We start from the raw sequence: 24,445 nt of genomic DNA, 5'->3' as shown, positions 1-24,445 counted from the left end.
ACCAATTAATCTTCTATATCTGTTTTGGATTTCTCGTGCTTTTTGGGCTGAAAACGAGTTCGTACAGGAGATCTGACCTGCAATGGCCGCTTCGTTTGCATGAAAAACGGGAGGCGGAAGAGTGAATCCCTTAAGTCAGCCAGCCGTAATGGATAGACGGGTGCCAGATATGGGCGTCCCAGAGAAGACATTTTAAGTAAATGGCTCAAAATGTATGAGAAACAAAAGGTAACTCCCAGAAGTCCCCATAACTGGGCAGTGATTAAGAAAGGAAAGCGGATTAAGCGGATAGTATTGCCCATTTGATAGACAGGCGTTGTAAAAGAAGCCAGGGCTGCAAGCGCCACGATGATCAGCAGCACATTACTGGTCAGACCAGCCTGTACAGCAGCAGTCCCGATTACAATACCGCCTACGATACCAATCGTCTGACCGATTTTTGTCGGCAGCCTTGCCCCAGCCTCACGCAATAGCTCAATGGTCAATTCCAGAATAATCGCTTCCAGTATCGGCGGGAACGGGATGCCGCTTCTTGAAGCGATGAGCGGATTAAGCAGGTTTTCCGGAATCATTTCGTAATGATACGTGAGCACGGCAACATAAAGAGATGTCGACAAAACGGAAAAGAATACCGCAAACAAGCGGACCAGCCGAAAAATGGAGGCAATATGCCAGGATAGATAGTAATCTTCAAATGCAGAAAAAACTCTACCAGAGTTGTAGGACCTGTTAATGCATGCGGTGAGCCATCAACAAGAATCGTTATTTTCCCTTCAGAGAGCACACTCGCTACCCGGTCCGGCCTTTCCGTATCAATTAATTGAGGAAAGGGAGACTTATGATTATCAGATATGATCTGGTTAATAAAAGAGCTGTCCACAATTTGATCAAATTGAATATCATTCAGGCGCTGCAGGATCGTATTCACATTTTCTTCGTCAGTAACTCCTTTAATATAAAGAACAGCCACCCTAGTTTTTGTCAGGCTTCCAATCTTTACTTCTTCCACGATGAGATCAGGAATAGGCAGCCTCTTCCTGACCAGATTGATGTTAGCATCAATTGATTCGACAAAAGCTTCCTTAGGCCCCACAACACTGTACTCTACTTCCGGCATACTGACGGGTCTCTTCTCAAGCGATACAGCAGAAATAACCAGAGCCTCCTGCAGTGAACCTTTTACTTCAATAACAATACAGCCTGTCAGCAATTTATCCCTTATTTCATGAACATTATCTATAATTTCAGTATTATCAATGGGAATAGCCTGCTGAAGATCAAAAAGGGTATTGCTCTTATTTTCATTGATATAAGGCAAGACATATTGATGCAAAATATTAATTTCTACAATTGTCTGGTAATAATGAATATAAAATGGGCTGGATTCTGAATATCTATAGGAAACAAAATCTGTTGATTCTTTACATCGATGAAGGAGTTCATCAATCCGCAATTCATGCTCACTATTTTCATTCTTCTTTTGTTTATTGTCCCTATTAAACCTTTTTAATTTTGATTTAAAAAAACCCACCGTGCACTCCTCCAAAACTTAACAAATCGTAGTTTTAGTATGTGCGGGCGGGTTTTTATTATTCTATTTCAATATGTTAGCTCAATTTTTACTTTTAGCGCTTTGAAAATCAATTATCCCATTTAATAAAGATTTACAATACGTTTTTTAAAGGTGCCTACAAGCCTTAAATCCTTTAGACTTTCTGCAGCTATTATGCTGACAAATAGTCATTAAAGTATTACATTTGACCGTTACTTCGTTTCACGGTGCAATGTATGCTTCTTTAAACGGGGAGAATATTTCATTAATTCGATCCGGCCAGGATGGTTCCGCTTATTTTTAGTGGTAATGTAATTCCTGTCCCCTGACTCTGTACAAGCTAATGTAATCTTTACTCTCATATTAATTTCCTCCTATTAACTTCTTAAATGCTTTGAACAATTCTTTCAGCCGCCTGACGCGCGCCTGAAATATTTCGGGCAATCGGCCCAATCTCCAGTTCTGCAAGAGGCCCTGTTACATATAGATGCCGGCACCATTCAAGGGATTGATTCACAATCGGGTATCCGCATTTTGCACATGGAAGGCCAAACGTTTCAATGGCTTTCTCAAGCCAGCTTCCGCCAGGCCTGGATGGCCTGAACCCGGTTGCAAAAACAATTGACTGCACCTTGACTTCCTGTGTGTCCACGGAAAGAATCAGTTCCTTGTTTTCTCCTTGCTTCACGGAAGTAATCTCTCCGTCTGCCACCTTGATCGTTTGTTCATTTTCAAGCTTCCTAAGCTTGTGAAATAACTCTGAGGGCAGCGATCCCCGGTTTCTTGCCTTTTTAATAACTTCTCTGCGTTCGGAATAATCGGTGATTCGCTGGTAGCTTTTTTGATATTTAGGTCCCAGCCAGCCCGGATCACTGTCAAAATCACAAACCTTAAAGGGATGCCTTTTTATTAAAGTGACTTGACCTGAATAGAGTGCCGAAAGCTTGATGACTGTATGGGCGGCTGTAATGCCTCCTCCAATGACAGCAACAGGCATCCTCAATTTTGAAAAATCTGCAGAATCATCAAAGATGTGAAACATCACATGCCATTCTTGCTTAATAGAATCTGCCCATTCGGGTACATGCAGCTGATCGTTTATGCTTAATGCGAGTACGACTCTTTTTGCCTTTAGACGTTCTTCTCCGGCTGTATTTACAATCCAATAATTGTCCTCCCTATCGAGACCATTTACATATCCCTGATGCCAGCTGGCCCCTAATCCAAGATCATGGAGAAGAGTCTGACTGTGCTCATTAAACATTTCCAGGGATGGTCTTTTATAGACCCCATAGAACTCACTTTTCTTCCATTGGTGCTTTGCTGCGTAGCTTCTTAAGCTGAATGGATCGACATCAAGGTGATGTACAAAAGGTGAGCGCAGAAATTTCATGCCAATCCGATCCGTACTTGTAGTCCACTTAAATAATGGCCTTACATGTGGATCAATAATGCGCAGCTTATCAGTTGATACCTTATTATTTTTTACTAAGAAGGCTGCAATGGTACTGCCCTGAATGCCGCCTCCTACAACGATCCAATCATAGACCATATGAGCCTCCTGATGCAGGTTTTAATACGGAATCATTACGATTTAAAGAATAAATTTTTTTACGACTTACTTTCGTTTAAGGAGAAATAAAAATATTTAACTTTATTTCTTTTCTTTCTTGCCCGGACACTGTCTGTTAATTCGACCCATGTGACATGTTTCAATTTATTTTCAAGCAGCCTGTTAATTTTGTCTTCAATTTCATGCATGGTCATCATCAGCTGTCCAAATGAAAGGTTAAAATGTGCTGCCGCCTGCCTATGAGGTGAATGCTTCACAAGAAGAGCCATAAATTCTTCAGAAGTCGAAGCCTTTTGAGCCAGCTCTTCTTCCAGACCAACGACAAATTCATAAATCTCTTTTTGCTCAGGAGGTAGTGACTTTACAATCTCTCTTGAGACCATTTCCATAAGATGTGAATTCATATCTTTCACCTCATCTCGCCAAGTGGAGAAACAATTTACTTGCTCTTCATGTTATATCTCTTCATAAATCGTTCAGCACGTCCGCCGCGATCCGTGAACTTCTGAACTCCAGTATAAAACGGATGTGTATCTGAGCTTACTTCAACTTTAATCAATGGGTATGTGTTTTCATCTTCCCACTCGATTGTTTCATTTGCAGTCTTTGTTGATCCTGTCAAAAATTTAAAGCCGCTGTTCATATCCATGAATACTACTTTATGATATTCCGGATGAATATTTACCTTCATTTTCATTACCTCCGCATTTTATTTTACCAGCTGGATTTCTTTACTCCCGGAACTTGCCCTTTGTGCGCATATTCCCGGAAAGCAATTCGGGACATTTTAAATTTGCGAAGATATCCCCGCGGTCTGCCCGTAACCTGGCAGCGGTTTTTCAGCCGTGTCGGTGATGAGTCTCTTGGCAGTTTCCTTAGAGCCTCATAATCCCCTTTTTCTTTTAGTTCCTTTCGTAATTCTGCATACTTTAATACAAGCTCCTGCCGTTTGATTTCCTTTGCTATCTTAGATTTTTTTGCCAAGGTATGTCACTCCTTTCTGATGAAAATCGTAATTATTACGATTTGAATATTGTTATTTAATCACAAAAATTTTGATATTGCAACACATGTAACTTCAGATTACCCTTTGGACTGTTATTAGTATGAATAAAAAACGCAATCCCCATATAGATTGCGTTTCTTAATTTTTATTGCTCGATATCCCTCTTATTAAACCCTATAAACCCCGCTAACGCCAGTCCCCCAGCAATTAAACACAATAGAAGCAGCGGAATAATTGAGAATTCCTCAATCGGTGCCTGCGGAACATGGCCAAAAGGAGAAATACTGCCGATCCAGTCAGAGAATTGAAATAAACCTCCTAAATACAGCACAATAAATGAATATAAAACATATAGCCAAATAAAACCCGTGAATTTTGGCAGAAATCCAATCAGAAAGACGGCCAGGCTAATCATGACCAGCATTGCTGGATAATAAGATAATGCTGCCCCAAAGATCATTCCAAAGGATAAACCGCCTTCAACCACAGCAGTCCCGGCAGACCATAATCCGAGTGCTGCCAGCGATATCATGAAAAATCCATTAATGACAGATATAACGAAATAACTCCCTAACAGTTTTGTCCGTGAAACGGCTCTGCTCAAAAGATGAACAATTCGTTCCTTTTTCTCTTCACCTCGAAGTTTATTCATGGCCATCACTGGAGGAATAGTTGCCATCAGTGAGATGACAATCATCAGCATTGGAATGAATTGTTCTACTAATGTTACCCCCTCTGTTGGCTTAAGGAGCTGCTTCATGGCTTCATTATCTGAGAAAAATGATTCCAGATCCCCTAATACTGAACCGTAAGAAGCCCCCAGCACAAACATGCCTATTGCCCATGAAATGATTCCGGTCCGCTGCAACCTTAACGCAAGGCCGATTGGACTCTGCAAAAAAAGGGATGCATATTTTTTCCCGGCCTGGATGGCAAAAATCCGCGATCAAGATCCCGAATAGCGTTCAAATAATTCGCGATGGCAAAAAGAACCATGGCGGCAGCAATCATTAAGACAATAGGCCACCAATTATTAGAATCATAGACTTCTGCTTTGGTTACCCATGCAAGCGGCGAAAGCCAGGATAATGATTCATTGCTGATATCTGTGATTGCCCTAAAAAGATAAGAAATAAGAAGCACGGCTATCGAATAGCCGATTGTTCCCCGTGAACTATCTGAAGCCTGAGCAAATACAGCTGTTACACCTGCGAAAAATAGACCCGCCGCCCCTAATGCAGCACCATAAAGCAATGACCCTTCCAGATTCATGCTTTCAATTCCCAGGGCATAAAGGCCGAATCCATTAATCAAAGCCAATCCGATGCAAGCTGCCGATACTACAAGCAATGATGCATTTAAATAGGATAGACGCCCTACAGGCAGCGAACGGAGCAATTCCAGCCGCCCATCCTCTTCATCAGCCCTGGTATGCCGGGCAACCAGCAGGATGCTCATTAAACCGGTCACAGCAGCTGTCATTAAAAGCATTTGATGGGCTGTCATGACACCAATCGTATAGTTGCTTAAATCCGCGGGGCCAGTCATGGCAGTCATCGCCGGGTTGGCCATTGTTTGTGCCATAGCATCCCTTTCCTGCTGAGAATTGTATAATCCCTTAAAGGCTGCTGGAACGATTATCGTAAAAAAGGTTAGTGCCAGCACCCATATTGGGATACGCAAACGGTCCAGCCTGAATATAAATTTTGAAAGGAAAGCGGTTTTTGCTAAATGATTGCCTGCCATCAGCGGACACCTCCTGTATCCTTTTCCCCTTCATAATGACGCATAAATAAATCCTCTAATGTTGGCGGGGCACTTTCCAGCCTGATGATGCCAAATTGACTTATATGCCTGATGACTGCATCCATTTGCATCGTATCAACCTGAAACGACATCCCATGTTCACTTTCCTGAATGTCATGAATGCCTGGCATATCAAGTAATCCTGTAATCGGCATGCTTGTGTCAACGAGGACTTGTGTCCGTGTAAGGTGGCGAAGCTCATTTAAGGTTCCCGACTCAATAATCCTGCCTTGACGGATAATGCTTACCCGGTCGCACAGCTTTTCTACCTCTGATAATATATGGCTGGACAGGAGAACACTCTTTCCTTGTCTCTTAACTTCCATCACACATTCCTGAAAAACCTTTTCCATCAATGGATCCAGGCCTGATGTCGGCTCATCCAGAATGAACAGGTCTGCATCAGAGGAAAAGGCCGCAACCAGAGCAACTTTTTGCCTGTTTCCTTTAGAGTAGGTTCTGCACTTTTTGGATGGATCCAAATCAAATTTCTCTATTAACTCCTCACGTTTCGCCTTATTCGCAGTGCCATTTAATTTTATAAATAAATCAATGACCTCTCCCCCTGTTAAGTTCGGCCAAAGATTCACGTCACCAGGCACATATGCCACCCTCTTATGAATGTCGACAGCATCCTGCCAGGCGTCCTTGTTAAAAAGCTTTACTTCTCCGCCTGTTGCCTTTAGTATCCCCAATAAAACCCGAATGGTGGTGGATTTTCCTGCCCCATTTGGGCCGATGAACCCCAGTATCTCACCTGCATTTAACTCGAGATTTACCCCATTCAGTGCCGTAAACTTGCCGAATTTTTTTGTTAGGTTGGTTACTTTTAAAAGGCTCATGGTCATTCCTCCCCATTTTTATAAAAACAGCGCTTTAGAATTTCCTTATAACTGTCCCATTCGTTAATCAGCTCGATACCGATATCCTCAAATGACTTGATTTTCGTGATTTGCAGCTCCGCGAAACCAGTCATTGTCCAATTAAGGATATTTATCGCCTGTTCAGGTTCTATATCCTCCCGTAGCTTTGACCAGTCGATGTTTTCGTAGATTCTTTTCATGCCATCTTTTTGAATGTTTGCCAGCAGTTGATTTATATCAGATTTTACTTCCTGAGCATCTTCTTCAAGCAGGGATTTTAAGAAATCAAATACTAGGGGATACTTCTTTTGAATGTTTAATTTAATGAACCCTACCTGGCTGATTCTTTCAAAAATGTCCCTTTCATTCATATCTATTTCAACATAGATTTGTTCAATGATGTTTATTGCATTCTGAATCAAAAAGAAATACAAATCCTTTTTATTGCTGAAATAGTTGAACAATGAGCCTTTGCTTATTTGTGCATCCTTTACTATTTCATTTGTAGATGCCTTCTCAAAGCCGCTCTTTACAAATTCCTTCATGGCTGCATTGATGATTCGTTCCTGTTTTTCGCTTTTCAAGCTGTAAAAAGTAGTATTAATTATATTCCACTCCTTTCACCAAAATGACCAAAGTGGTCATTTTTAACATAACAAAAAATGACCATATTGGTCAATGTTTTTTTCATATAATAAATTCTTCATTTAACGTTTTATCTAATGATACAGGGGGATACATTTTATATGGAGGTGATAGAGGTGACTTTGCTTTTCTATAAAGCAATGGAGGCATTCAAGAAGGACGCAGAAAGGCAGAAACAAGAGAACCAGCAAACTGAAAGCTGCAATTTGAAGAAAAAGAATTAACACATGGCTCAGCAGTCATACTCTGTCATCCTTTATGGATGATTTTTTTGAAGTTTGAATCCATAAATGAATGCGAGAAATATGACTTGATCCAAATATTCATTGACGCTGCAGGTCAGTAAATCAAATTCTGATATGACTTAAAGAGAATTCAATGGTGCTTTGTCTCAATGCTTCTATTCATTTTGATGTTTCAGACCTTTGTTAACGCTCAGGTATAGTTATAATTTCCACCGATACAGAACGCAGAAAATACCGGAGTATGCAAGGACGAAAGGTAAAACCCCTTCATTCCGGTTTTTCCTGTGCAATCCTTTAAACACACCATTTTAGTGATGGCATTGTTTTCAGGATGAACCGAAATTACCATCAAATAATAAAAAAAATCGCAGTCCTTTTATTTATGGGATGCTCATATATCAGTTCCTAGGAGACCCTGGCGGATAATAGTAAGGAGGAACCTTAATCCAGCTTCTTTTCCTCATTAAATCCTTTAATGAGGCACCAAATTTCATTTTCTCCAGCATGCAGTGGGTAAACAGCGAACTTACATCATTTCTTATAGACTGAGCGGCTGCTGTCGAACAATGAACAATGGCAGCCACAGTTTTAATGCTTAAGCCGTTCATAATTTCATCATCCGTCAGTTTAGTTCCCAAAGGAACTGAATTAGGCTCTGAATCCGGTCGTTCTTCACTCGTTGGAGGCAAATGGATCCCTTCTTTTTTCATAAAGTCTTTAAATCTCTGTCCTTGAACATCACATTGCTTCAAGCTTTCTTTCAGGATTTTGACCACATCATCATCTGTTGTCGTATTCAAGCCTGTCTGAATATATACACTTGCTTCATCCATGATTGTGAGGTAAAGCCAGCAGCTCATGACTTCCCCTACGTGAAGAGGGCTTTTTGGTTCATTATCTAAATTTACCTGTAAATAATCTTTTATTGTTTCGATTATAGTAGTCATTATGTACCTCCAATTGAGTAATATCAGCTTGAAGATAAGCCTCTTAAAGCCATGGTTTAGGTAGTGTATTATTGTTTGACTCAACCACTTTTTAGTATTTTCACTTATTTAAGATCAGCTAGCCTTTTAACAGCACGGAGAATCCACGCTGTTACATTTACTGAAGGCAACGAAACTCGATGACTGCAGGAAGAGATGTTGATTACGAGGATAATTTGCCCTGGATTATTAGGGTTTATGCTGAAGTCTGGTTTAAATCTTGAATAGTTGCTTATGCATTGTTACCAATCTCCATAAAAGCTCGGGTTTCCAAAAGTTGCATGAAACTATTTTTTTCCGTTTAAACTACAATCAGCTGAGCCTATAAAATAAAAGGGATTGATTTTGATGGAAGAACAGAAAGTTACAAAACCCTTAAATAAGTTACTGCAGGGTCAATATATGGGAATACATTCTTATGAAGAATTTATTAAAAACCTTGATGACGCTTCCCCGCTTCGCTCTAGATTCATTATGATCCAAAAGGATCTAAAGCATCATGCAGAGCTGCTATCAGAACGAATTCAGGAGCTGCACGGAACACCGGCTACCAGCGAAGGAGTTATTGGCAAAATTGAACAATTCATCAGTCAGATATTCGATCACCCACAAGGTGAAAAGGATATCTTAAAGCATGCCATTAAAGGAGAAAATCTTTACGGAATTTAAATGACGGAGAAGTTAGTCCGGGATAAGCTGGATGAAAAAAGCATGAGTCTTGTTCATCAAATATTAGATAAGCAAAGAGAGCATGTGGATTATTTAAAATCTGAATTGCACTGATGCATGATATAGAATAAGCACGATGCAAGTTGTAGATGAAACAATTTTTCGTGTCTTGCTGCAAACCCTTCAACTGTTCGCGTTTTTACCTGTCATCATGTTAAAATCACATCCTTTGCAGTTCTCATATTAGTTAAATTGTTCGATCTATGGATCTCACTGACCAGTGATTCCTTGATATTCCTCATAATTTTGTAATTAAAAATGCCTGCCAAGTGTTAAACCTGGCAGGCATTTCTCTTTGACCTTATCTGCAGCCATTGATGCTTACAGACCAAAACAATTAGACATTTCACACACACTTTGATAAGCTTGACTATCTGAAAAAATTACTGTTATTCTATTTTCGTTGAAGCAGGCAGCTGCATGGCATCATTATGGATTTTCAGCGGGAAAACCGCTCATTTATACTAAAATTTGTCTTTATTTCCTCTGGAGGTTAATTTTGAAAAACATCCCACTCAAAAAATTCTATTTATATATCATATTGGCATTTTGCATTGCTGCCTCCGTTCTATTTGTTCAAAACAATGACTCATTCTATGAACGAACCATCGCTGAAGTTAAAGCGGTTAAAACTCATCAAGCTGAAGAAGTAACGGATATTTACGATAATGAAGACCGCATTTATGAACAGCAGATAGTGGCAGAAATAACGAATGGCGAAGAAAAAGGGCAGCAAATCCACTTATCAAATCAGTTTTCTAAATCCAAAGCATACGATTATGAAATTCAGACAGGACAAAAGTTATTTGTGTCCATAAAGGAAAAAAGCAGGTGCTGCAGAACTAAGCGGAGATATCCTAGATCTGAAGCGCGACCATTACATACTCTTGACAGGATGGATCCTTATCCTGATACTGCTCTTTGTCGGAAAAAAACAAGGTCTCTTTTCCATAATCAGCCTGGCAGTTAATGCCGTGCTGCTTTCCTATGCATTGGATGTATATCTGAAAAATCCGGAAATAAGCCTGCTGCTGATCTGCTGTGTGGCAGTCATTTTATTTACCGTTACCTCCCTTCTGCTCGTAAATGGCTTCAACGAAAAAACATATGCTGCGATTATTGCAACGCTAGCGGCTACATTCTTATCATTATTGGTCACTTATCTGGTCATATGGTTAACTGGCGGGAAGGGGCTAAGATACGAAGAGCTCCAGTTTATAACCAGGCCCTATCAGATGGTTTTCTTAGCCGGTTTATTTATCGGCTCGTTGGGGGCGGTTATGGATGTAGCCATTACCATGTCATCTTCACTGTTTAGTTTGTATGAAAAAAATAACAGCATTCCAGTGCAGGCTCTTAAACGCTCTGGAATGGAAGTAGGCAAAGACATTATGGGCACCATGACGAATATCTTGTTTTTCGCCTATATCAGCGGCTCCATTCCGATGCTTATTCTGTATATAAAAAATGACTCCCCGCTCGGATTCAGCCTATCCATGAACCTTTCACTGGAATTAGCCCGGGCACTTGCCGGAGGAATTGGGATTGTAATCACGATTCCGATTGGGTTGTATACGACGATATACTTCATTAATAGAAAGAGGGCCCAAAGATGAACGCCATCCTATTACTGTCAGCCATATTATTTATTCTGATGACCCTTATCGGCGGAAAAAAGGAGCGAGATCATTTTTTGCGATCTTCCTCAATTTCGGTGTGATTATTTTCGTCCTCTTCTTTATGAACGATCCAAACATCAATCCAATTATCGTTACATTATTCGCATGTGCACTAATTGGCTGTATCAATCTATTTTTTATAAATGAAGTGAACATTAAGACGAAAACCGCATTTCTGTCTTCGATCATTACTACAGTAGTTCTCATTGTGTTCATTGTCATCATTGCAGATAAGGCAAATATTCAGGGATTTGGTGAAGAGGAAATAGAAGAGTTGAGCATATTTTCCCTTTATATTGGGGTTGATTTTGTTAAAGTGGCTGCATCTGTCATCATCATGAGTACAATCGGCGCCATAACAGATGCTGCCATGGCCATCTCTTCGCCAATGAGGGAAATTCATTATCATCATCCGGACATTAGCAGAAAAGACTTGTTCCAAGCTGGCATCAGCATCGGTAAGGATATTCTCGGAACAAGCACCAACACATTATTTTTCGCCTTCTTTGGCGGATATTTAGCACTTCTGGTATGGTTTAAAGACCTATCCTATTCACCAGGTGAAATTATCAATTCAAAGATTTTCAGCGGTGAGATGATTACGATCTTCTGTGCAGGAATTGGTGTTACGATGGTCATTCCTGTCACTTCGTGGATTACTGCAATGTATTTAGTGAAAAGAGGAAATACATCCGATAGCACTGAATAGCTTTGAAAACACTGCTGCAGCCTTTTAAGGCTGCAGTAAAATAAATGATTCATACTTATTTCTATTGCTTATACATTATTGCTTTTTATGTATCAGCATCTTCCTATTAGTTACAAGCGGAGGCTGTTCCAGCCATTTTTCCTTTACCACGATATCAAAGGTATCCTTTGCATAAAGCATGACTTCTGCAATAATTTTACTGTATTGAGATGTTAGATCAGTTCTCATGGACACTGACATGGCATGTGAAATTAAGCTAATGTCTACGGAATTTAAAACATTGATCATTGAAAAAATAAGTTTGTCTGAAAAAGGTGCCACCATGGATTCTGTTACTTCCATTCCGACGGTCACGGTTCCAAGAAGCTCTTCTTCCATTAATAAGTTATTGAAAATGGATATCTGTTTTTCGCTGAGCGTTTTTCCTTTCAAAATATGTTTTTTCAATTCTTTGTCTTTTACTACTTGAGCAAACGCAAGCATGATGAGAACTGAAAAATAATTCCGCTCGATGTTAAAAAATATTTCCGATAATTCTATTGCATTCAAGGGACGTTTTGCACCTATAATTCCCGACAGAAATGAATCCTTTTGAACAAATTCAATTTCTTTGGGATAGTTCATTTTTGGCGGGCGATCATAAATACCCTTACCCAGCATCATCTTGACTGCTTTGCCAAACATTTCTGTAGAGGTATGTATACACTCTGTAAAAAAATCCAGTACATCCAGCCGAACATTATTTGAAGCAGTATAGCTGAAGTTAATCATTCCCAATCGATTCATCATATAAATATAGCTTAAGGTGAACACATCATTGAATAATGGCGGGGCTGACAAATTGACATCCCCTTCGGAAAAGGCAGCCGGTACCGGAAAATTTTCTGAGAGAAAAATTTTTTTGATCTTATCTATTCTTCCTTGCGAAATTTGCAATGACTCTTTTGCTAATGGAATGATTTCCTCATCTTGGAGGTGGTGTAAAAAATACTGGAGAAAACAGGAACCCATGCTTTCTTGTAAATAAACCCCCCAAAGGCCTCCAATTTCTGTGCAAGTCAGTTCAATATTTACCTTCTTATTCCCGTATTCCACAAATGACCCCCCACCATGTTTTAGTAGGTTTATTATTCCAAAAAGATTAACAAAAAAATCTATCTTTTCATGAAGTAATATATTCCATAGTTAAACAAAACCAATCCCTTTGCATGAAAAAACAAGCTGCTAATTTGCAGCTTGTTCTATAGTTACTAAGATGAAAATCCCTTGAATGATAAACTTCAGATCTTAACTAAATTTACAAAAAGTCTTTTTAGGATAATTTCCTTATTTTACATTTATTGGTATTTAATTTTAGATATCGTCAATACTAATATGAGAAAAATGAGGTGAACTTATGCACTGCATCCTTGTTATCCTGGTCATTATCTTTGCTTATTTTAAAGGTGACTGGCACAATTGGGAAAGATATTATCCTTCCATGCTATACATTTCCGTAGCATCCTTCATTTATGAATTTATATCACACAGCCATTTTCACTTATGGGAACTTGAAAAAGGCATTTTAAATCTGATGGGTGTTCATCTATTGCATAACATCCTAATTAACCCTTTAATTGGATTTATGTTCTTATCTAATATCCCCAGCAGCCTAAAAAAGCAAATTTTCTATTATGCAAAATGGATTGTCTTATTTTGGGCGGCTGAATGGCTGGCAAACCGATTTAGTTTTATATCCTACCATAATGGATGGAATATTTGGTGGTCATTTTTATTTGTAATCATTATGTTTCCAATGATTCATTTACACTATGTCCATAAACTTCGTGCATTATTTCTTTCGGTTATTATTGCAGCTATTTATTTATATTTATTTGATTATCTATAAATACACATCGGGATGCCAGCCAAATACATACAACCTTAAAAAACACATTCTCAGAACCGTTTTAAAGGTGATCAGCAGCTTCCCCTGTGGAATTTTTTCCCTTAACCTGCTTTAACGTCGCCACTATAAGAAAGCTGACGATCACTAATAAAAGCCATGAACTCACCTTCCCCAAATGAACGAGGCTCCATGCATCGGCCTGATTGGGGTATTCCCAGGCCCCAAAGAATGTTGCGATATTTTCCGCTATCCATATAAAGAATCCGATAAGCACAAAAGAAAGTGCAAGCGGCATACGGTATTGGATTCCTCCTACCTCGTAACTGACCCAGGATCTCCAAAAACAATCAGAACCATTCCAGACAGCCACCATCGGATATCGATCCAATAATGGTGAGTGAAAAAATTCAAATAAATCGCAGCAGCAAGAGGTACTACTGCCAGGAATGGCGGCCACTTAATCAAGTCAACCTTCAGCCTTCTCCACGCCTGGCAGAGATAACTTGCTACACTGGCATACATGAAACCGCTGTATAAAGGAACTCCAAACACTTTGGTATAGCCATCCTCCGGATAAGCCCATGAGCCCATATGGACCTTAAATAGTTCAAGTGCAAGGCCAATAATATGGAACAAAGTGATAACCTTCAATTCATCCTTCGTTTCAAGCCCCGACCGCACCATGAACCACTGCATCAGGAGACAAATAATCAGCAGCCAGTCATATCTCGGCAGAATGGGCATCGGCAGGAATTTGGTTAAAGCTAAAGAAGCAAAAATAACAACAGGAAATAAGCAGGACAATGCCTGCTCCCAGCCAAAACGAAAGAGCTGTTTCAGTGACCGAATCGAACGTGGCTCCTCTTTCCGAATAGTCAAATGCATCTTTAATCCCCCACCTGTATCATTAATCTTCCTTATCATTGCGGTATTCCAGGATATCACCAGGCTGGCAGTCCAAAGCTTTACAAATGGCCTCCAGAGTTGAAAACCTTATCGCCTTCGCCTTTCCATTTTTCAAAATAGAGAGGTTTGCCATTGTGATTCCTACCCTTTCTGAGAGTTCTGTTACACTCATTTTCCTTTTTGCCAGCATCACATCAACATTTATAATAATAGCCATGTTCTCACCTCAGACCGTTAAATCATTTTCTGATTTTATATCAATTGCCTCTTGCAAAAGCTTTTGCAGAACAGCCGCAAAGACTGCTATAACCATTGAAGCAAAAGGAACCAGCAAGCCAACGAAGATGACACCCGGGGCATCGTCTATTTCTGCAAAAATATAGAAAATCGGCAGTACCAGCACATGTAATCCGGCGATGGTGATGGCACAATATTTAATTTTCTTTAAAGCTGTGACAGATAAATCTGAGAAAGCCTTATTTTCGTCAATATAGCGCAAAAGTTTGAAAGCCTGATACAGCGCAAAGTAAAAAGGAATCGTCGAAGCATAAAACACGATGTAAACCAATATTTAAGGAAAGCAAACTTCGGCAGCATTTCACCTGCAACTTTCCCCAGCTCAGGCACCAAAAAAATACATAGAACTAAAATTGGGACTCCTAATAGAAAAACGGCTATTTTTAAGAACAATGTTGTTACTTTTTCCATAAAAAACACCTCACTTCTTATTTTCAGTTTGATTTTAATACAATATTTATCGTTTTGCAATAAATAATTAGTGTTTTTTATTATATTTTTATTGAAATGTAACCTACTCATTGAATCAAACAAATTAAAATAGAGCATTTCTTATTTCAAAATGCTCTATTACCAATATTCTCTGATTGCTCAGCAGGTCCTGAGAAAGAGTAGTCTGCAGATGGAATTTATAATTGATTACGGGTTTGGTTAGGTTCATATTATCCAGCGGCCATTTGTTGCATTGCCAACTTGCTAGATAAATGATGGAATGTTGGTCTACCTTTCTTTTTCAGTTCCCATTAGAAAAGAAGTAACTTTCATTCGTAATGAAAATGATAACAGCATGTTCAGGCACTTAAGTTCCCTGGAATGGAAATGGGAAAAGATTTAGCTTTCATCGAATGATAAAGGTCTAAAAGATTTAAAAACGAAATTTACCGCTTTCTCCCATAAAAATATTAGTTCATTTATTAAAACCGATAGTTCCTGACATTAAATCAAATATCATTCTCACTGCACATACATACAGTTAAGGGCAAATATAGATATTGATATATGAGGGAAAGGAGATGGGATATGAAAGGAGAAAACACGCTGGAATATCCAAGATGAACGATTCATGCAGCGGATTTTTCGGAACTGAATTGGCTATATGTGCTGTTTAATACAATGGAAGAACCAGTCAGGGGCAGACCGGGAAGGCGGATTGATTCCTTCACTTGCGAAAGAAATAAAATGGCTTAATGAACATACCATGCAGATCCGTTTGCATGTAACTAATTTTCATTATGGTCAGCAGCTTTCCGCTGCAAATGTCAAATATAGCTTTGATGAGGTGCAAAAATGGGATGCTCCTCACCCGCCCGGCACCTGGATGAATTTTCCTGAAGGCACAACCTGCACGATCATTAACAGCAATACCCTTCTGTTTGAATTTCCTCAGGCTGACGGCTATTCATCCATAATGAATCAAATGCAGGTATAACTGTCCATTCAAAATTCTCTTTAAGCTGATTCCCATAAGAAGTCCAGGAAAAACACATAACATGGGAAACCACATAGTCCCAAGAGTGATTTCCAAATCTTTACTTTTGATGGGACCAAGAGCCCTGCTGTTATAAATGCCGCTGATCAGACAAATGGGAGTTACGAGAAGTTTTTTCTCCTCCTCAGCCTGCCTCTTTAACGCATCCCATATGGCAAAAAAGTATAAACCTGGATAGAGCATCAGCCATTGATAATTAGTCAGAACAATTGCTTCCTGTATTTTTCCGTGAAAGCTTAAACGAATTACTTCATTGAAATTGGAATTGATATGGTCAGTACTACCAAGACAATAAAGAGAGTTCTTTTATAAAGCTTGCCATGCAAAACTTGTGCAAAACGATACTCCATAAAAGACTTTCAATGACTTTATCCTGTTTTATGATCATGTGGCTGGATTCATTTTCTCTTTGCCAATTCTTCATGATCGGTCGCAATGGGCGGCTGCTCCATCCATTCATTTTTGATTAATAAATTGATGCCATCTTCAGCTAATACTCCCATCTCAGCAATCATTCGCGCGTAGCTCGCTGATAAGTCCCTCCTCTGGCACATGGACAATGCCTCACCATAATATCCTATGGCAGATGAAAGCAGTGCTGCTATATGTGTCATTATCAGTTTGTCAGAAAAGGGTGGAACAGTTGAATCGGTTACTTCTGTTTCAAGAGTTTTCGGTATGTTTAAATTATCTTCTTCCAACATTGATGAGAGGATCTCAAAGTGTTTATGGCAGAGATGTCTGCTTCTTTCCATATATTTTCGTACCTCTTTTGATTGAGCCACTTGACTAAAGCCCAGTTCCAGAACAATTTTCGCCATTGTCTTTTGCATATTCATATATGTACCGCTAATTTCAACTGCGCTAATTGGTCTGCGTTTTCCAAGCCACCCTGTTAAATATTTTTTCTCTTCCAAAAAGTCAACAGACTGATGATTATTAAAAACCGGCGGCTTACTCAGAATCCCTTTGTTCAGCAAGACATTAGATGCCCGATCGACCAGTTTAAGAGTTTCCCCTATCACTTGCATCATGTATTGCCTCTGGTCTTCGCGAATGGCGTTTCCCATTGCACCGGCATATCTTGTTAGCCCATGAATGGACATGATATGAATATAAATGATCATAAATGTATCGGTAAACAATGGCGGAGCTTCCAGATTGACATCTTCATCCGTAAATCCAATAGGTATTGGATATTTTTCTTCTGTCAGAAATTCCTTTACTTTTTGGAGATGCCGTTCAGATAAATCAAGTGCATAGATAAGGACATCCTTGATGTCTTCATCCTTGACATGATGAACAAAATAACGCAGTATGCAGTGAGATAAGCTGTCATTCATATATTGTGACCAGAGGGTAGCTAATTCAGGTGCCGTAATTTTTGTATGGTGATTAAATGAATCCTTGTCCATTTTGATTGCCTCCCGTTATTTTCTTGGATTAGTGTTACCTTTTGTCAGCTATTTATTTAAAATAATGAAGATCAAGAAAATAAAAGGAGACCATTTCTAATAAAAATGATCTCCTTTTTGTTTAATATGAAATCCTGGCCAGGAGGTTAACATTGTTATCCAAGCTTGCTCAGCCTCTCGATCGTACTTGCCAGTAAAGCCGTTCGCTTCGGGAACGTTTTTAAATCGATATACTCATCTGTTTCACTGTGGGAAAATTCTCCGAGCGGTCCCATGCCGTCCACAGTTGGGACGCCTTCAGTGGATGTATACGCTGCATCCGAACCTCCACCGGTGCTGACTTCCCTAATAGACATTCCAAGTTCTTCCCCTGCTGCCTTTATTTCCTCAATCAATTTGTCCGTTCCTGCGACTTTTTCCATTGGCGGCCTTCCAATTTTACCTGATAAGCTGGTTTCTGTTCCCTGCACTTCTTCCTCCTCTGCAATTTCTGTGATTTTTGCAGTAATCTCCTTTGCCTGTTCCATGTTCTTCACTCGAACATCCACTTGCGCTTCTGCATCCGGGGCGACGGTATTGGAAGAGATGCCGCCGTCAATTAAGCCAACATTGACCGATAAGCCCCTCTCGTAATCATTTAAATCATGAAGTTTAACCACTTTATGCGCCAGTTCATCGATGGCGCTTCGTCCTCTTTCGGGTTCAACCCCGGCATGGGCACTTCTTCCTTTAACATCAAAGATAAATCTGCCAATTCCCTTTCTTTCTGTAACTATGCCGTCATCAGGCCTGCCGGATTCAACTACAAGTGAGAATTTCTTTCCTCTCGCCGTTAATTTTCACTACCGGCTTAAAAAACTCCCTAATAAGCACTCATTTCCCAAACTGCTCAGGCAGAATACTATTTAAACACCTCCTCCGAAAAATGAAAAACCCAACTCAAACCCCTTGAGTTGGATTTTTTACCTTTGTGGAGAACCTGGAGTATAGTAATATGGCGGCACTTTAAGCCATCCTCTTTTCCTCATCAATGTTTTTACAGTTGCCCCTATTGCTGTCCATTCTAAAAAGAATTCAGTCCACATGAGGCCTAAATCATTACGGATAGCGTCTGCCTGTCCTTTTGCGCATGCTTGTGAACATGTAACTAATTTAAAGGCGACGCCATTTGCAATTTCATCATCCGTTAACTTAACACCTAAAGGAACATCTTTCGGGTTTGAATTTGGCTTTGAAGAAGTTACATCAGGTAAAGGAATTCCTTCGTTTTTCATAAAATTGCCTACCCTTTTCACCTGTGCTTCACATACCTTTACTATATCTGTCAACATTTCCCGTACTTCATCATCAGCAGTTGTGTTTAATCCCATTTCTTCGTACCGGATAAATTCTTCAACTAAAGTTACATACTTCCATAGGTCTCCAACTTCAATCACATGTAAGAGAGATTTAGGTTCATTTGTATTATCAAATGAAATTCTGAGCATATTAAAAATTGCTTCTAACGCGTTAGGCATCTTTTTACCTCCTCATTATATATGTTGTGTAGAGGCGGAAAGAAAATACAAGGATTTACATGCACTTGTTATATATTAAGCGAAACTCTCCCTATTTACAGCAAACAGAGGGATCTATAGATGCAATTTGTAACTCCTGATTCTTAAAAGAGTGGCATAATTGATTTACCATTTGAAAATAATTAGAAAAAGATAGGGTGAATTATATGGCGTTTGAAGAGGGACTGGCAAAATCTGAAAAAGCATATGAACAGTTTACGGAGATAAGCGCTGCATTCGCGGATATCGTTAAGAACGATTTTATTACAACATGGCAATGGTGGGTTGGACTTGCTTTGTTTATCATTCCCTGGCTGGTATGGATTAAGTACAGGAAAAAGGACAGCACCGGGCGTCTTCTCTTAGCTGGTTTATTAATTATTATTTTATCCCTTACAATCGATCTGGCAGCATTATCCTTGGGGTTATGGTCCTATCCTTTGATCATTATTCCTCTGGCACCTTTTCTATTTTTGCCGTATCACTTTTCCTTAGCACCAGTCGGAATAATGTTTGCTCTCCAGATAAAGCCGCAAATGAATAGCTTGTTAAAAGGAATTCTTTTCTCTGCCATTGCAGCTTTTGGAGGGATGAATTTCTTTAACGCCATTGATTTTTATAATCCAAAAAGCTGGTCTACTTTATATGATTTTGTCATTTTCCTCACACTTTACTATGCCGGATATTGGATAACGAGAATGGAGAGTTTACATAGGCTGGATGAGATAAAATCGGAAGGAAAGTAAAATGAAATAAATAAAAGACTTTCTTAATTATCGGAAAGTCTTTTCTGCATCCAAAGTGTACTTTTTATCTCATAAAATCAATTTAGAATGGCCGAATCACTTCCGATTTTGCTGTGATTGTCGCCTCTCTTTTCCCAAATGAAGAAAGGCTGCACGCAATCAGGAATTGGGCAGAGTAGTAAGTTGTCATGATGAAAACATCTGAATAAAAAACGCCTGAAACAAACATATTCCAAGACAGAATGGAGTCCGAGATCACAAACAAAAGGCTCCCGGCAATGGCCCATTTGCTGCCGGTCAGGATGGCTGATAAAGCCATTATTGAAATGACCAACATGTAGGCAATAACCGACATCACCAGCATCCCATTTCCCTCAGCAGCTAAGGATGCAATCAGCTGGCGGCCAATGAGCCAGGAATATAAACCAATCGGGATTATGGCAGCCAGCCGCAGATTAGTGATATGCGCCATTTTCAGGAATCCAGTCAAATAGAACAGATGGCCAACCAGGAAAGCCCCAAGTCCGGCAACAAATGACACGGCAATGAATCCATCCCCGAGCATGCAGAAAAATAAGCCTATAATGACTAAACGCAATGCCGGCGAAGGACTGGCAGGGAGCTTACGGAATGCATTAATAATAATTAGTGCCATAGGAATCAGCTTGAAGACGACCTTAATTGCCAGGGGCTCTTGAGGAATAATGAAAATATACAAGAAAGCCATCAGTCCTATTAAAATAGGAATCAGCAGATTTTTCAATACTATTCATCTCCCTGGTACGAATGTAATTACCCCTTTAATTAACAGGTTTTAAACCCGATCTAGCTTTTTAAAAGGCTTTGGCGGTAATTCAACACGGATTTCATCACCTGGTTTCACTTCTCCGCCCTCCAAAACAACTCCCATTATTCCAGCTTTTCTTATTAAGTTTCCTCCTCCATCCTGGTCAATAACAGCCTTTAAAAGACCAGGTTGAAAATGATCGATCTGAGCACAAGGATTCCGTAATCCAGTTACCTGAATAACGGCAGATGTCCCAATAAATAAAACACTGTCAGCAGGCAGTTCAAGAAGATTGATTCCGGCAGTTGTAATATTTTCACCCATTTGGCCAGGTTCAATATGGAAACGGTCTGCTAACTCCTCAAATAACTCACTGTGGATTAAATGAACCTGTCTTAGATTCGGCTGGTCAGGGTTTTGTGCCACTCTTGACCGGTGTTTAATCGTTGAACCAAAATGGGCATCCCCTTCGATCCCAAAACCCTTCACCAGTTTTATGATATTTTGATTTTTTTACTGAAAGTGTGCTTTTTGCTTATACTTACCGCTTTGACTGTACCCACAAGTGAATATTTCTTAATTTCATCCTTCATTTATTCCACACAGCCTTCCTTTTCTTTAGACTCCTGTTACTAATTATTCCATAAAGATTTTTTTAGTCCTTCCCCCTAGGCCATAATGTTCGACATTGTTTGATTAGCGATAAGTAAAAAATAATGAGTCTTTCCTCAATGTCCTTATAAAATCACACATATTAAAATAAGAAATTAGGAAATATAGAAGTAGATAACACGTATCTAAAAGGGGTTAATTCGCCGTGGAGGAAAACCGGATAAAAGACTTCGATCAGATTGTCAAAATGGGTAAAGAGGGACAAAAAGCTTTAAATGATTACTGGGTGGAATACAGCATTTACAATTCCTTTGAATATTGGTTTATGGTTATGCTTTTTATTGTTCCTTTAATAGTGTTATTTTTCAAAATTGATAAAAGAAAATTATTTTTCATGGGGTTTTATGGTTATAGTATTCATATGCTATTTGGCTATATCGACTTGTATAATAAAAACTCCGGAGTGCTGAATTATCCTTTTCCTATGATTCCAGCCGTTCCAGGTATTTCCCTTGACTCCAGTTTCGTTCCTGTCACATTTATGCTTGTTTATCAATGGACATTGAATCATAAAAAAATTACTATGTTTATACTGTGCTGACTTCTGCCGTTTTAGCCTTTGTTTTTAAGCCTCTTCTTATAGGTCTCGGTCTATTCAAGCTATATGGAAGCACAAACTATTTTTTCTTTTTATATGTTACCTAATCGTCATTATATTAGCTAAGGTGATTACGGACGTTTTCTTATGGACAGAGCGCAAATTTAATAACCATCATCATGGATAATTTAAATCATAGTGTTCTTTTATTATTAATTCCGGTTGTGTATTAATACCAGATGCGTTTCTGAGACTTTGCATGGAGTAAGATTTACATCAGCAATATACATAAAAAATGCTGCCGTAATGGCAGCATGAATTTTATTATGGGATATAGTAAGGCAGTATGCAAAAAAACATTAACCTTCTAACTTAGTTAAGTTCCGATTATTCTTTAATCGATCCAATATCTTAATAAACCCAACAAAACCTCTAATAGTGAATAAGGTAAAATTCACACTGCCAAAGGTATGGAAAATGGACCATTTCCTCCACTTAAATAGTCTGGTGTTTTTCTCAAAATACCATTGGGCGATGCTCATTGGGACACTGAATATCAAACTTTTGAGAAAGATATTTCTTAATTTGTCATTGTAAGAAATCTTAACCCAAATCACACTTAAAAGCGGGAAAAACAAAATATCATAAATTACGTTGGTTTTAAAAATTTTTGAAAAAGGGCGGACCGGATATTCAACTCTTTTCGTTCCAACAACATAGGCATCAACAAGAGTGGCAAGAACGCCTTTCGAGAAAAAGACAACTAAAGTCTCCCTCATTTTTTTCCCTTTAAACAAAAATGGAACTGAAAAAATGCACAATCCGAGAAGCAGGTTCAATAATTTTTTCTCCATTGAGAATCAGCCTTTCTATTACAGATAGTACTAAATTCACCCATTTTGAATTTATTTATTCTTGAACCTGTTAATTCTAAGCATTTTATAAAAAATAAAGCTGCCATTTGGCAGCCGGATCAATTATCTTATAGGAATTATTCATTTTAATGATGGTGATGATGCTCATAGCCATGTTCTTCTGCATACTTACGGAAATTTTCCAGATCCTGCATTCCTGTCGAAGTGCCGTCAAGGGCCTGATTCATACGCTCTAGCAGCACTGTTCTCAACTTTGGATGGTATCCGAAGTATTCAGCAATATCTATGGATATATGAGGATAGCTTGCTTTAAACTGTTCGGCCATTTTGTTCATTCTTTCCATTAAAATGCCGGTAAATAAGAAATATGGCAGCATGATGATCTTTTTGGCGCCCAGTTTAATGCAGCGCTCCATCCCATCCTTGACGGTTGGGGTTGTAACCCCCATGAAGGCACATTCAACAGCAGATACATTTAACTTTTCCCACAGCAATCTGCTGATCTTATAAAAATCAGCATTGGCATATGGATCGCTGCCGCCCCGTCCGATTAATAAAATAGCCGTATCTTCATGTGTTTGATTTACATCAAAGCCGGTTTCGGCAAGTCTTGTTTTTAATATTTCAAGGACTTCCTCATGAACCCCTATCGTCTGGCCATAGGTGAACTGAATATCCGGGAAATGCTCTTTGGCATGTTCAATTTCTGCCGGAATGTGCAGTTTGGAGTGTCCGGCATGCAATAGGATGATGGGAATGACATGGATTTCATCTGCCCCTTTTTCAACACAAAGCTGAATTCCGTCTTCAATATTGGGGGATGCAAATTCCAAGAAGCAGGTTTCTACCAGAAGGGCTGGGTCAATGCAGTCTCTCATTTGCCCGACGAATTGGCGGACCTCGTTATTCCCTGCCTCCATCCTGCTGCCATGCCCGACAAATAAGACAGCTTTTTTCATTGTTCCTTTTCCTTTCTTGTATTTATCAATTCCTTTTATGCGGTTTTCATTGCGTTTACGTTCGCCGTGTTCCATGGAGTATATGATTGCATCTTCTTTCACTGCTTCTTGAACAATGCCGCGGGCTGTTTCTTCTTGCTGGACTGAATACCAGGTTCCTTTTGGGTAATCAATGACGACGCATTTGTCTTTGCAGCGGCCATTGCAGCGTGTACGGGATGTATGAATATGCTCGTCTAAACGGTTTTTTCGGATTTCATCGCGTATTTGCTGTGTGACTTCTTCTGCGCCTGCTCCCATACAGGTTGCGCCGTTGCAGATGAGCAGGTGACGCTGCATTTGTGTTAGGTTCCAGGTTGTCATTAGGTGACCTCCCTCTATTTATTTTGTTTCTCAATCTTGTAAGTTTGGATAGGCTTAGTATTAAGCCCGTTGATTTCCGCTGCGGGCACTTGTTTTCCGCGGGGCGTGCGGTGAGTCTCCTCGGCGCATGCGCCTGCGGGGTCTCACCTGTCCCGCTGCTC

Annotated in this window: 22 protein-coding genes and 7 pseudogenes; 8 read left to right on the top strand and 21 right to left on the bottom strand. The window is 39.5% G+C overall.

Translation table 11 applies throughout. From position 1 onward, the window contains the following. Window positions 1-5 precede the first annotated feature (5 nt). The 9 genes and pseudogenes from M5V91_RS06375 to M5V91_RS06335 all read right to left on the bottom strand — a co-directional run bounded on the left by M5V91_RS06375 (window position 6) and on the right by M5V91_RS06335 (window position 7,384). Window positions 6-1,531: pseudogene (locus M5V91_RS06375) on the bottom strand (spore germination protein). A 233-nt stretch (window positions 1,532-1,764) separates the two neighbouring features. Continuing rightward, a complete protein-coding gene (rpmG, locus tag M5V91_RS06370) occupies window positions 1,765-1,914 on the bottom strand; it encodes a 50S ribosomal protein L33 (protein WP_009334171.1) in 150 nt (49 codons plus the stop codon). 23 nt (window positions 1,915-1,937) lie between these two features. Next, a complete protein-coding gene (locus M5V91_RS06365; RefSeq protein WP_284521912.1) occupies window positions 1,938-3,104 on the bottom strand; it encodes an FAD-dependent oxidoreductase in 1,167 nt (388 codons plus the stop codon). A 59-nt stretch (window positions 3,105-3,163) separates the two neighbouring features. Then, window positions 3,164-3,529 carry a hypothetical protein gene (locus M5V91_RS06360; RefSeq protein WP_019383407.1) on the bottom strand — a complete coding sequence of 122 codons (366 nt, stop codon included), beginning with the start codon at window positions 3,527-3,529 and terminating at the stop codon, window positions 3,164-3,166. Window positions 3,530-3,564: 35 nt separating this feature from the next. Then, on the bottom strand, window positions 3,565-3,816 hold the full coding sequence (locus M5V91_RS06355; protein ID WP_019383406.1) for a type B 50S ribosomal protein L31: 252 nt from the start codon (window positions 3,814-3,816) through the stop codon (window positions 3,565-3,567). A gap of 23 nt (window positions 3,817-3,839) precedes the next feature. Next, window positions 3,840-4,109: a 30S ribosomal protein S14 gene (rpsN, locus tag M5V91_RS06350; RefSeq protein WP_019383405.1), complete on the bottom strand. Its 270-nt coding sequence runs from the start codon at window positions 4,107-4,109 to the stop codon at window positions 3,840-3,842. A 167-nt stretch (window positions 4,110-4,276) separates the two neighbouring features. Beyond that, a pseudogene (locus tag M5V91_RS06345) lies at window positions 4,277-5,877 on the bottom strand (ABC transporter permease). Continuing rightward, window positions 5,877-6,779, bottom strand: coding sequence for an ABC transporter ATP-binding protein (locus M5V91_RS06340; RefSeq protein ID WP_009334165.1), 903 nt, complete (start codon window positions 6,777-6,779; stop codon window positions 5,877-5,879). Before M5V91_RS06340 ends, M5V91_RS06345 begins: the two are co-directional and overlap by 1 nt. 2 nt (window positions 6,780-6,781) lie before the next feature. Beyond that, the gene (locus M5V91_RS06335; RefSeq protein ID WP_019383404.1) at window positions 6,782-7,384 is read right to left on the bottom strand and encodes a TetR/AcrR family transcriptional regulator; all 603 of its coding nucleotides are present in this window, start codon (window positions 7,382-7,384) and stop codon (window positions 6,782-6,784) included. Between the two features lie 162 nt (window positions 7,385-7,546). Here M5V91_RS06335 and M5V91_RS06330 point away from each other — a divergent pair, with 162 nt between their 5' ends. Next, window positions 7,547-7,669: a hypothetical protein gene (locus M5V91_RS06330; RefSeq protein WP_284521911.1), complete on the top strand. Its 123-nt coding sequence runs from the start codon at window positions 7,547-7,549 to the stop codon at window positions 7,667-7,669. A gap of 419 nt (window positions 7,670-8,088) precedes the next feature. Here M5V91_RS06330 and M5V91_RS06325 read toward each other — a convergent pair whose 3' ends face one another. Beyond that, window positions 8,089-8,637 carry a DUF3231 family protein gene (locus tag M5V91_RS06325; RefSeq protein ID WP_009334163.1) on the bottom strand — a complete coding sequence of 183 codons (549 nt, stop codon included), beginning with the start codon at window positions 8,635-8,637 and terminating at the stop codon, window positions 8,089-8,091. Window positions 8,638-9,024: 387 nt separating this feature from the next. On the opposite strand from M5V91_RS06325, the gene M5V91_RS06320 reads away from it, so the two are divergent. The 3 genes and pseudogenes from M5V91_RS06320 to M5V91_RS06310 all read left to right on the top strand — a co-directional run bounded on the left by M5V91_RS06320 (window position 9,025) and on the right by M5V91_RS06310 (window position 11,793). Continuing rightward, complete coding sequence (locus M5V91_RS06320; RefSeq protein WP_284521910.1) at window positions 9,025-9,345, top strand: DUF2383 domain-containing protein; 321 nt, start codon at window positions 9,025-9,027, stop codon at window positions 9,343-9,345. A gap of 559 nt (window positions 9,346-9,904) precedes the next feature. Continuing rightward, a pseudogene (locus M5V91_RS06315) lies at window positions 9,905-11,021 on the top strand (YibE/F family protein). Further along, window positions 11,018-11,793, top strand: a pseudogene (locus M5V91_RS06310) (YibE/F family protein). Before M5V91_RS06315 ends, M5V91_RS06310 begins: the two co-directional pseudogenes overlap by 4 nt. A 75-nt stretch (window positions 11,794-11,868) precedes the next feature. Here M5V91_RS06310 and M5V91_RS06305 read toward each other — a convergent pair. Next, on the bottom strand, window positions 11,869-12,888 hold the full coding sequence (locus tag M5V91_RS06305; RefSeq protein WP_284521909.1) for a DUF3231 family protein: 1,020 nt from the start codon (window positions 12,886-12,888) through the stop codon (window positions 11,869-11,871). A gap of 301 nt (window positions 12,889-13,189) precedes the next feature. Here M5V91_RS06305 and M5V91_RS06300 point away from each other — a divergent pair, with 301 nt between their 5' ends. Then, window positions 13,190-13,681, top strand: a complete 492-nt coding sequence (locus M5V91_RS06300) for a CBO0543 family protein (protein ID WP_009334158.1) — start codon at window positions 13,190-13,192, stop codon at window positions 13,679-13,681. Between the two features lie 61 nt (window positions 13,682-13,742). Here M5V91_RS06300 and M5V91_RS06295 read toward each other — a convergent pair. From M5V91_RS06295 to M5V91_RS06285, 3 genes and pseudogenes are all read right to left on the bottom strand, one after another. Next, a pseudogene (locus M5V91_RS06295) lies at window positions 13,743-14,530 on the bottom strand (DUF817 domain-containing protein). A gap of 58 nt (window positions 14,531-14,588) precedes the next feature. After that, on the bottom strand, window positions 14,589-14,804 hold the full coding sequence (locus tag M5V91_RS06290; RefSeq protein WP_009334156.1) for a helix-turn-helix domain-containing protein: 216 nt from the start codon (window positions 14,802-14,804) through the stop codon (window positions 14,589-14,591). A gap of 9 nt (window positions 14,805-14,813) precedes the next feature. Continuing rightward, window positions 14,814-15,295: pseudogene (locus tag M5V91_RS06285) on the bottom strand (DUF2975 domain-containing protein). Window positions 15,296-15,980: 685 nt separating this feature from the next. Between M5V91_RS06285 and M5V91_RS06280 the strand changes: the two are divergent. Beyond that, window positions 15,981-16,313, top strand: coding sequence for a hypothetical protein (locus M5V91_RS06280; protein WP_284521908.1), 333 nt, complete (start codon window positions 15,981-15,983; stop codon window positions 16,311-16,313). A 458-nt stretch (window positions 16,314-16,771) separates the two neighbouring features. Here M5V91_RS06280 and M5V91_RS06275 read toward each other — a convergent pair whose 3' ends face one another. The 3 genes from M5V91_RS06275 to M5V91_RS06265 form a co-directional block, all read right to left on the bottom strand. Next, entirely contained in the window at window positions 16,772-17,788 is a 1,017-nt protein-coding gene (locus M5V91_RS06275; protein WP_009334150.1) for a DUF3231 family protein, read from the bottom strand. A 155-nt stretch (window positions 17,789-17,943) separates the two neighbouring features. Then, window positions 17,944-18,531: a M20/M25/M40 family metallo-hydrolase gene (locus M5V91_RS06270; protein ID WP_284522256.1), complete on the bottom strand. Its 588-nt coding sequence runs from the start codon at window positions 18,529-18,531 to the stop codon at window positions 17,944-17,946. A 219-nt stretch (window positions 18,532-18,750) separates the two neighbouring features. Further along, complete coding sequence (locus M5V91_RS06265; protein WP_009334146.1) at window positions 18,751-19,305, bottom strand: DUF3231 family protein; 555 nt, start codon at window positions 19,303-19,305, stop codon at window positions 18,751-18,753. A 206-nt stretch (window positions 19,306-19,511) separates the two neighbouring features. Here M5V91_RS06265 and M5V91_RS06260 point away from each other — a divergent pair, with 206 nt between their 5' ends. Further along, a complete protein-coding gene (locus M5V91_RS06260) occupies window positions 19,512-20,090 on the top strand; it encodes a CBO0543 family protein (RefSeq protein WP_192908709.1) in 579 nt (192 codons plus the stop codon). Between the two features lie 82 nt (window positions 20,091-20,172). On the opposite strand, the gene M5V91_RS06255 is transcribed toward M5V91_RS06260, so the two are convergent. Together M5V91_RS06255 and M5V91_RS06250 are read right to left on the bottom strand one after the other, a co-directional pair. Then, window positions 20,173-20,853, bottom strand: coding sequence for a lysoplasmalogenase (locus M5V91_RS06255; RefSeq protein WP_284521907.1), 681 nt, complete (start codon window positions 20,851-20,853; stop codon window positions 20,173-20,175). A 51-nt stretch (window positions 20,854-20,904) separates the two neighbouring features. Then, window positions 20,905-21,470: pseudogene (locus M5V91_RS06250) on the bottom strand (MOSC domain-containing protein). Between the two features lie 224 nt (window positions 21,471-21,694). Between M5V91_RS06250 and M5V91_RS06245 the strand changes: the two are divergent. Continuing rightward, on the top strand, window positions 21,695-22,090 hold the full coding sequence (locus tag M5V91_RS06245; protein WP_284521905.1) for a hypothetical protein: 396 nt from the start codon (window positions 21,695-21,697) through the stop codon (window positions 22,088-22,090). Window positions 22,091-22,446: 356 nt separating this feature from the next. On the opposite strand, the gene M5V91_RS06240 is transcribed toward M5V91_RS06245, so the two are convergent. Both M5V91_RS06240 and M5V91_RS06235 read right to left on the bottom strand, forming a co-directional pair. After that, on the bottom strand, window positions 22,447-22,941 hold the full coding sequence (locus M5V91_RS06240; protein WP_009334136.1) for a CBO0543 family protein: 495 nt from the start codon (window positions 22,939-22,941) through the stop codon (window positions 22,447-22,449). A gap of 146 nt (window positions 22,942-23,087) precedes the next feature. After that, entirely contained in the window at window positions 23,088-24,284 is a 1,197-nt protein-coding gene (locus tag M5V91_RS06235; RefSeq protein ID WP_071158338.1) for a CbiX/SirB N-terminal domain-containing protein, read from the bottom strand. Window positions 24,285-24,445 lie beyond the last annotated feature (161 nt).

The sequence above is a fragment of the Cytobacillus pseudoceanisediminis genome (assembly GCF_023516215.1).
GTDB lineage: Bacteria > Bacillota > Bacilli > Bacillales > Cytobacillaceae > Cytobacillus > Cytobacillus pseudoceanisediminis.
This window is presented reverse-complemented; position numbering and strand designations above follow the sequence as displayed.

Coding starts and splice junctions, on each gene's coding strand:
- rpmG (WP_009334171.1), bottom strand. CDS start 1,914: ATGAGAGTAAAGATTACATTAGCTTGTACAGAGTCAGGGGACAGGAAT.
- M5V91_RS06365 (WP_284521912.1), bottom strand. CDS start 3,104: ATGGTCTATGATTGGATCGTTGTAGGAGGCGGCATTCAGGGCAGTACC.
- M5V91_RS06360 (WP_019383407.1), bottom strand. CDS start 3,529: ATGAATTCACATCTTATGGAAATGGTCTCAAGAGAGATTGTAAAGTCA.
- M5V91_RS06355 (WP_019383406.1), bottom strand. CDS start 3,816: ATGAAGGTAAATATTCATCCGGAATATCATAAAGTAGTATTCATGGAT.
- M5V91_RS06340 (WP_009334165.1), bottom strand. CDS start 6,779: ATGAGCCTTTTAAAAGTAACCAACCTAACAAAAAAATTCGGCAAGTTT.
- M5V91_RS06330 (WP_284521911.1), top strand. CDS start 7,547: ATGGAGGTGATAGAGGTGACTTTGCTTTTCTATAAAGCAATGGAGGCA.
- M5V91_RS06325 (WP_009334163.1), bottom strand. CDS start 8,637: ATGACTACTATAATCGAAACAATAAAAGATTATTTACAGGTAAATTTA.
- M5V91_RS06320 (WP_284521910.1), top strand. CDS start 9,025: ATGGAAGAACAGAAAGTTACAAAACCCTTAAATAAGTTACTGCAGGGT.
- M5V91_RS06300 (WP_009334158.1), top strand. CDS start 13,190: ATGCACTGCATCCTTGTTATCCTGGTCATTATCTTTGCTTATTTTAAA.
- M5V91_RS06290 (WP_009334156.1), bottom strand. CDS start 14,804: ATGGCTATTATTATAAATGTTGATGTGATGCTGGCAAAAAGGAAAATG.
- M5V91_RS06280 (WP_284521908.1), top strand. CDS start 15,981: ATGTGCTGTTTAATACAATGGAAGAACCAGTCAGGGGCAGACCGGGAA.
- M5V91_RS06275 (WP_009334150.1), bottom strand. CDS start 17,788: ATGGACAAGGATTCATTTAATCACCATACAAAAATTACGGCACCTGAA.
- M5V91_RS06265 (WP_009334146.1), bottom strand. CDS start 19,305: ATGCCTAACGCGTTAGAAGCAATTTTTAATATGCTCAGAATTTCATTT.
- M5V91_RS06260 (WP_192908709.1), top strand. CDS start 19,512: ATGGCGTTTGAAGAGGGACTGGCAAAATCTGAAAAAGCATATGAACAG.
- M5V91_RS06240 (WP_009334136.1), bottom strand. CDS start 22,941: ATGGAGAAAAAATTATTGAACCTGCTTCTCGGATTGTGCATTTTTTCA.
- M5V91_RS06235 (WP_071158338.1), bottom strand. CDS start 24,284: ATGACAACCTGGAACCTAACACAAATGCAGCGTCACCTGCTCATCTGC.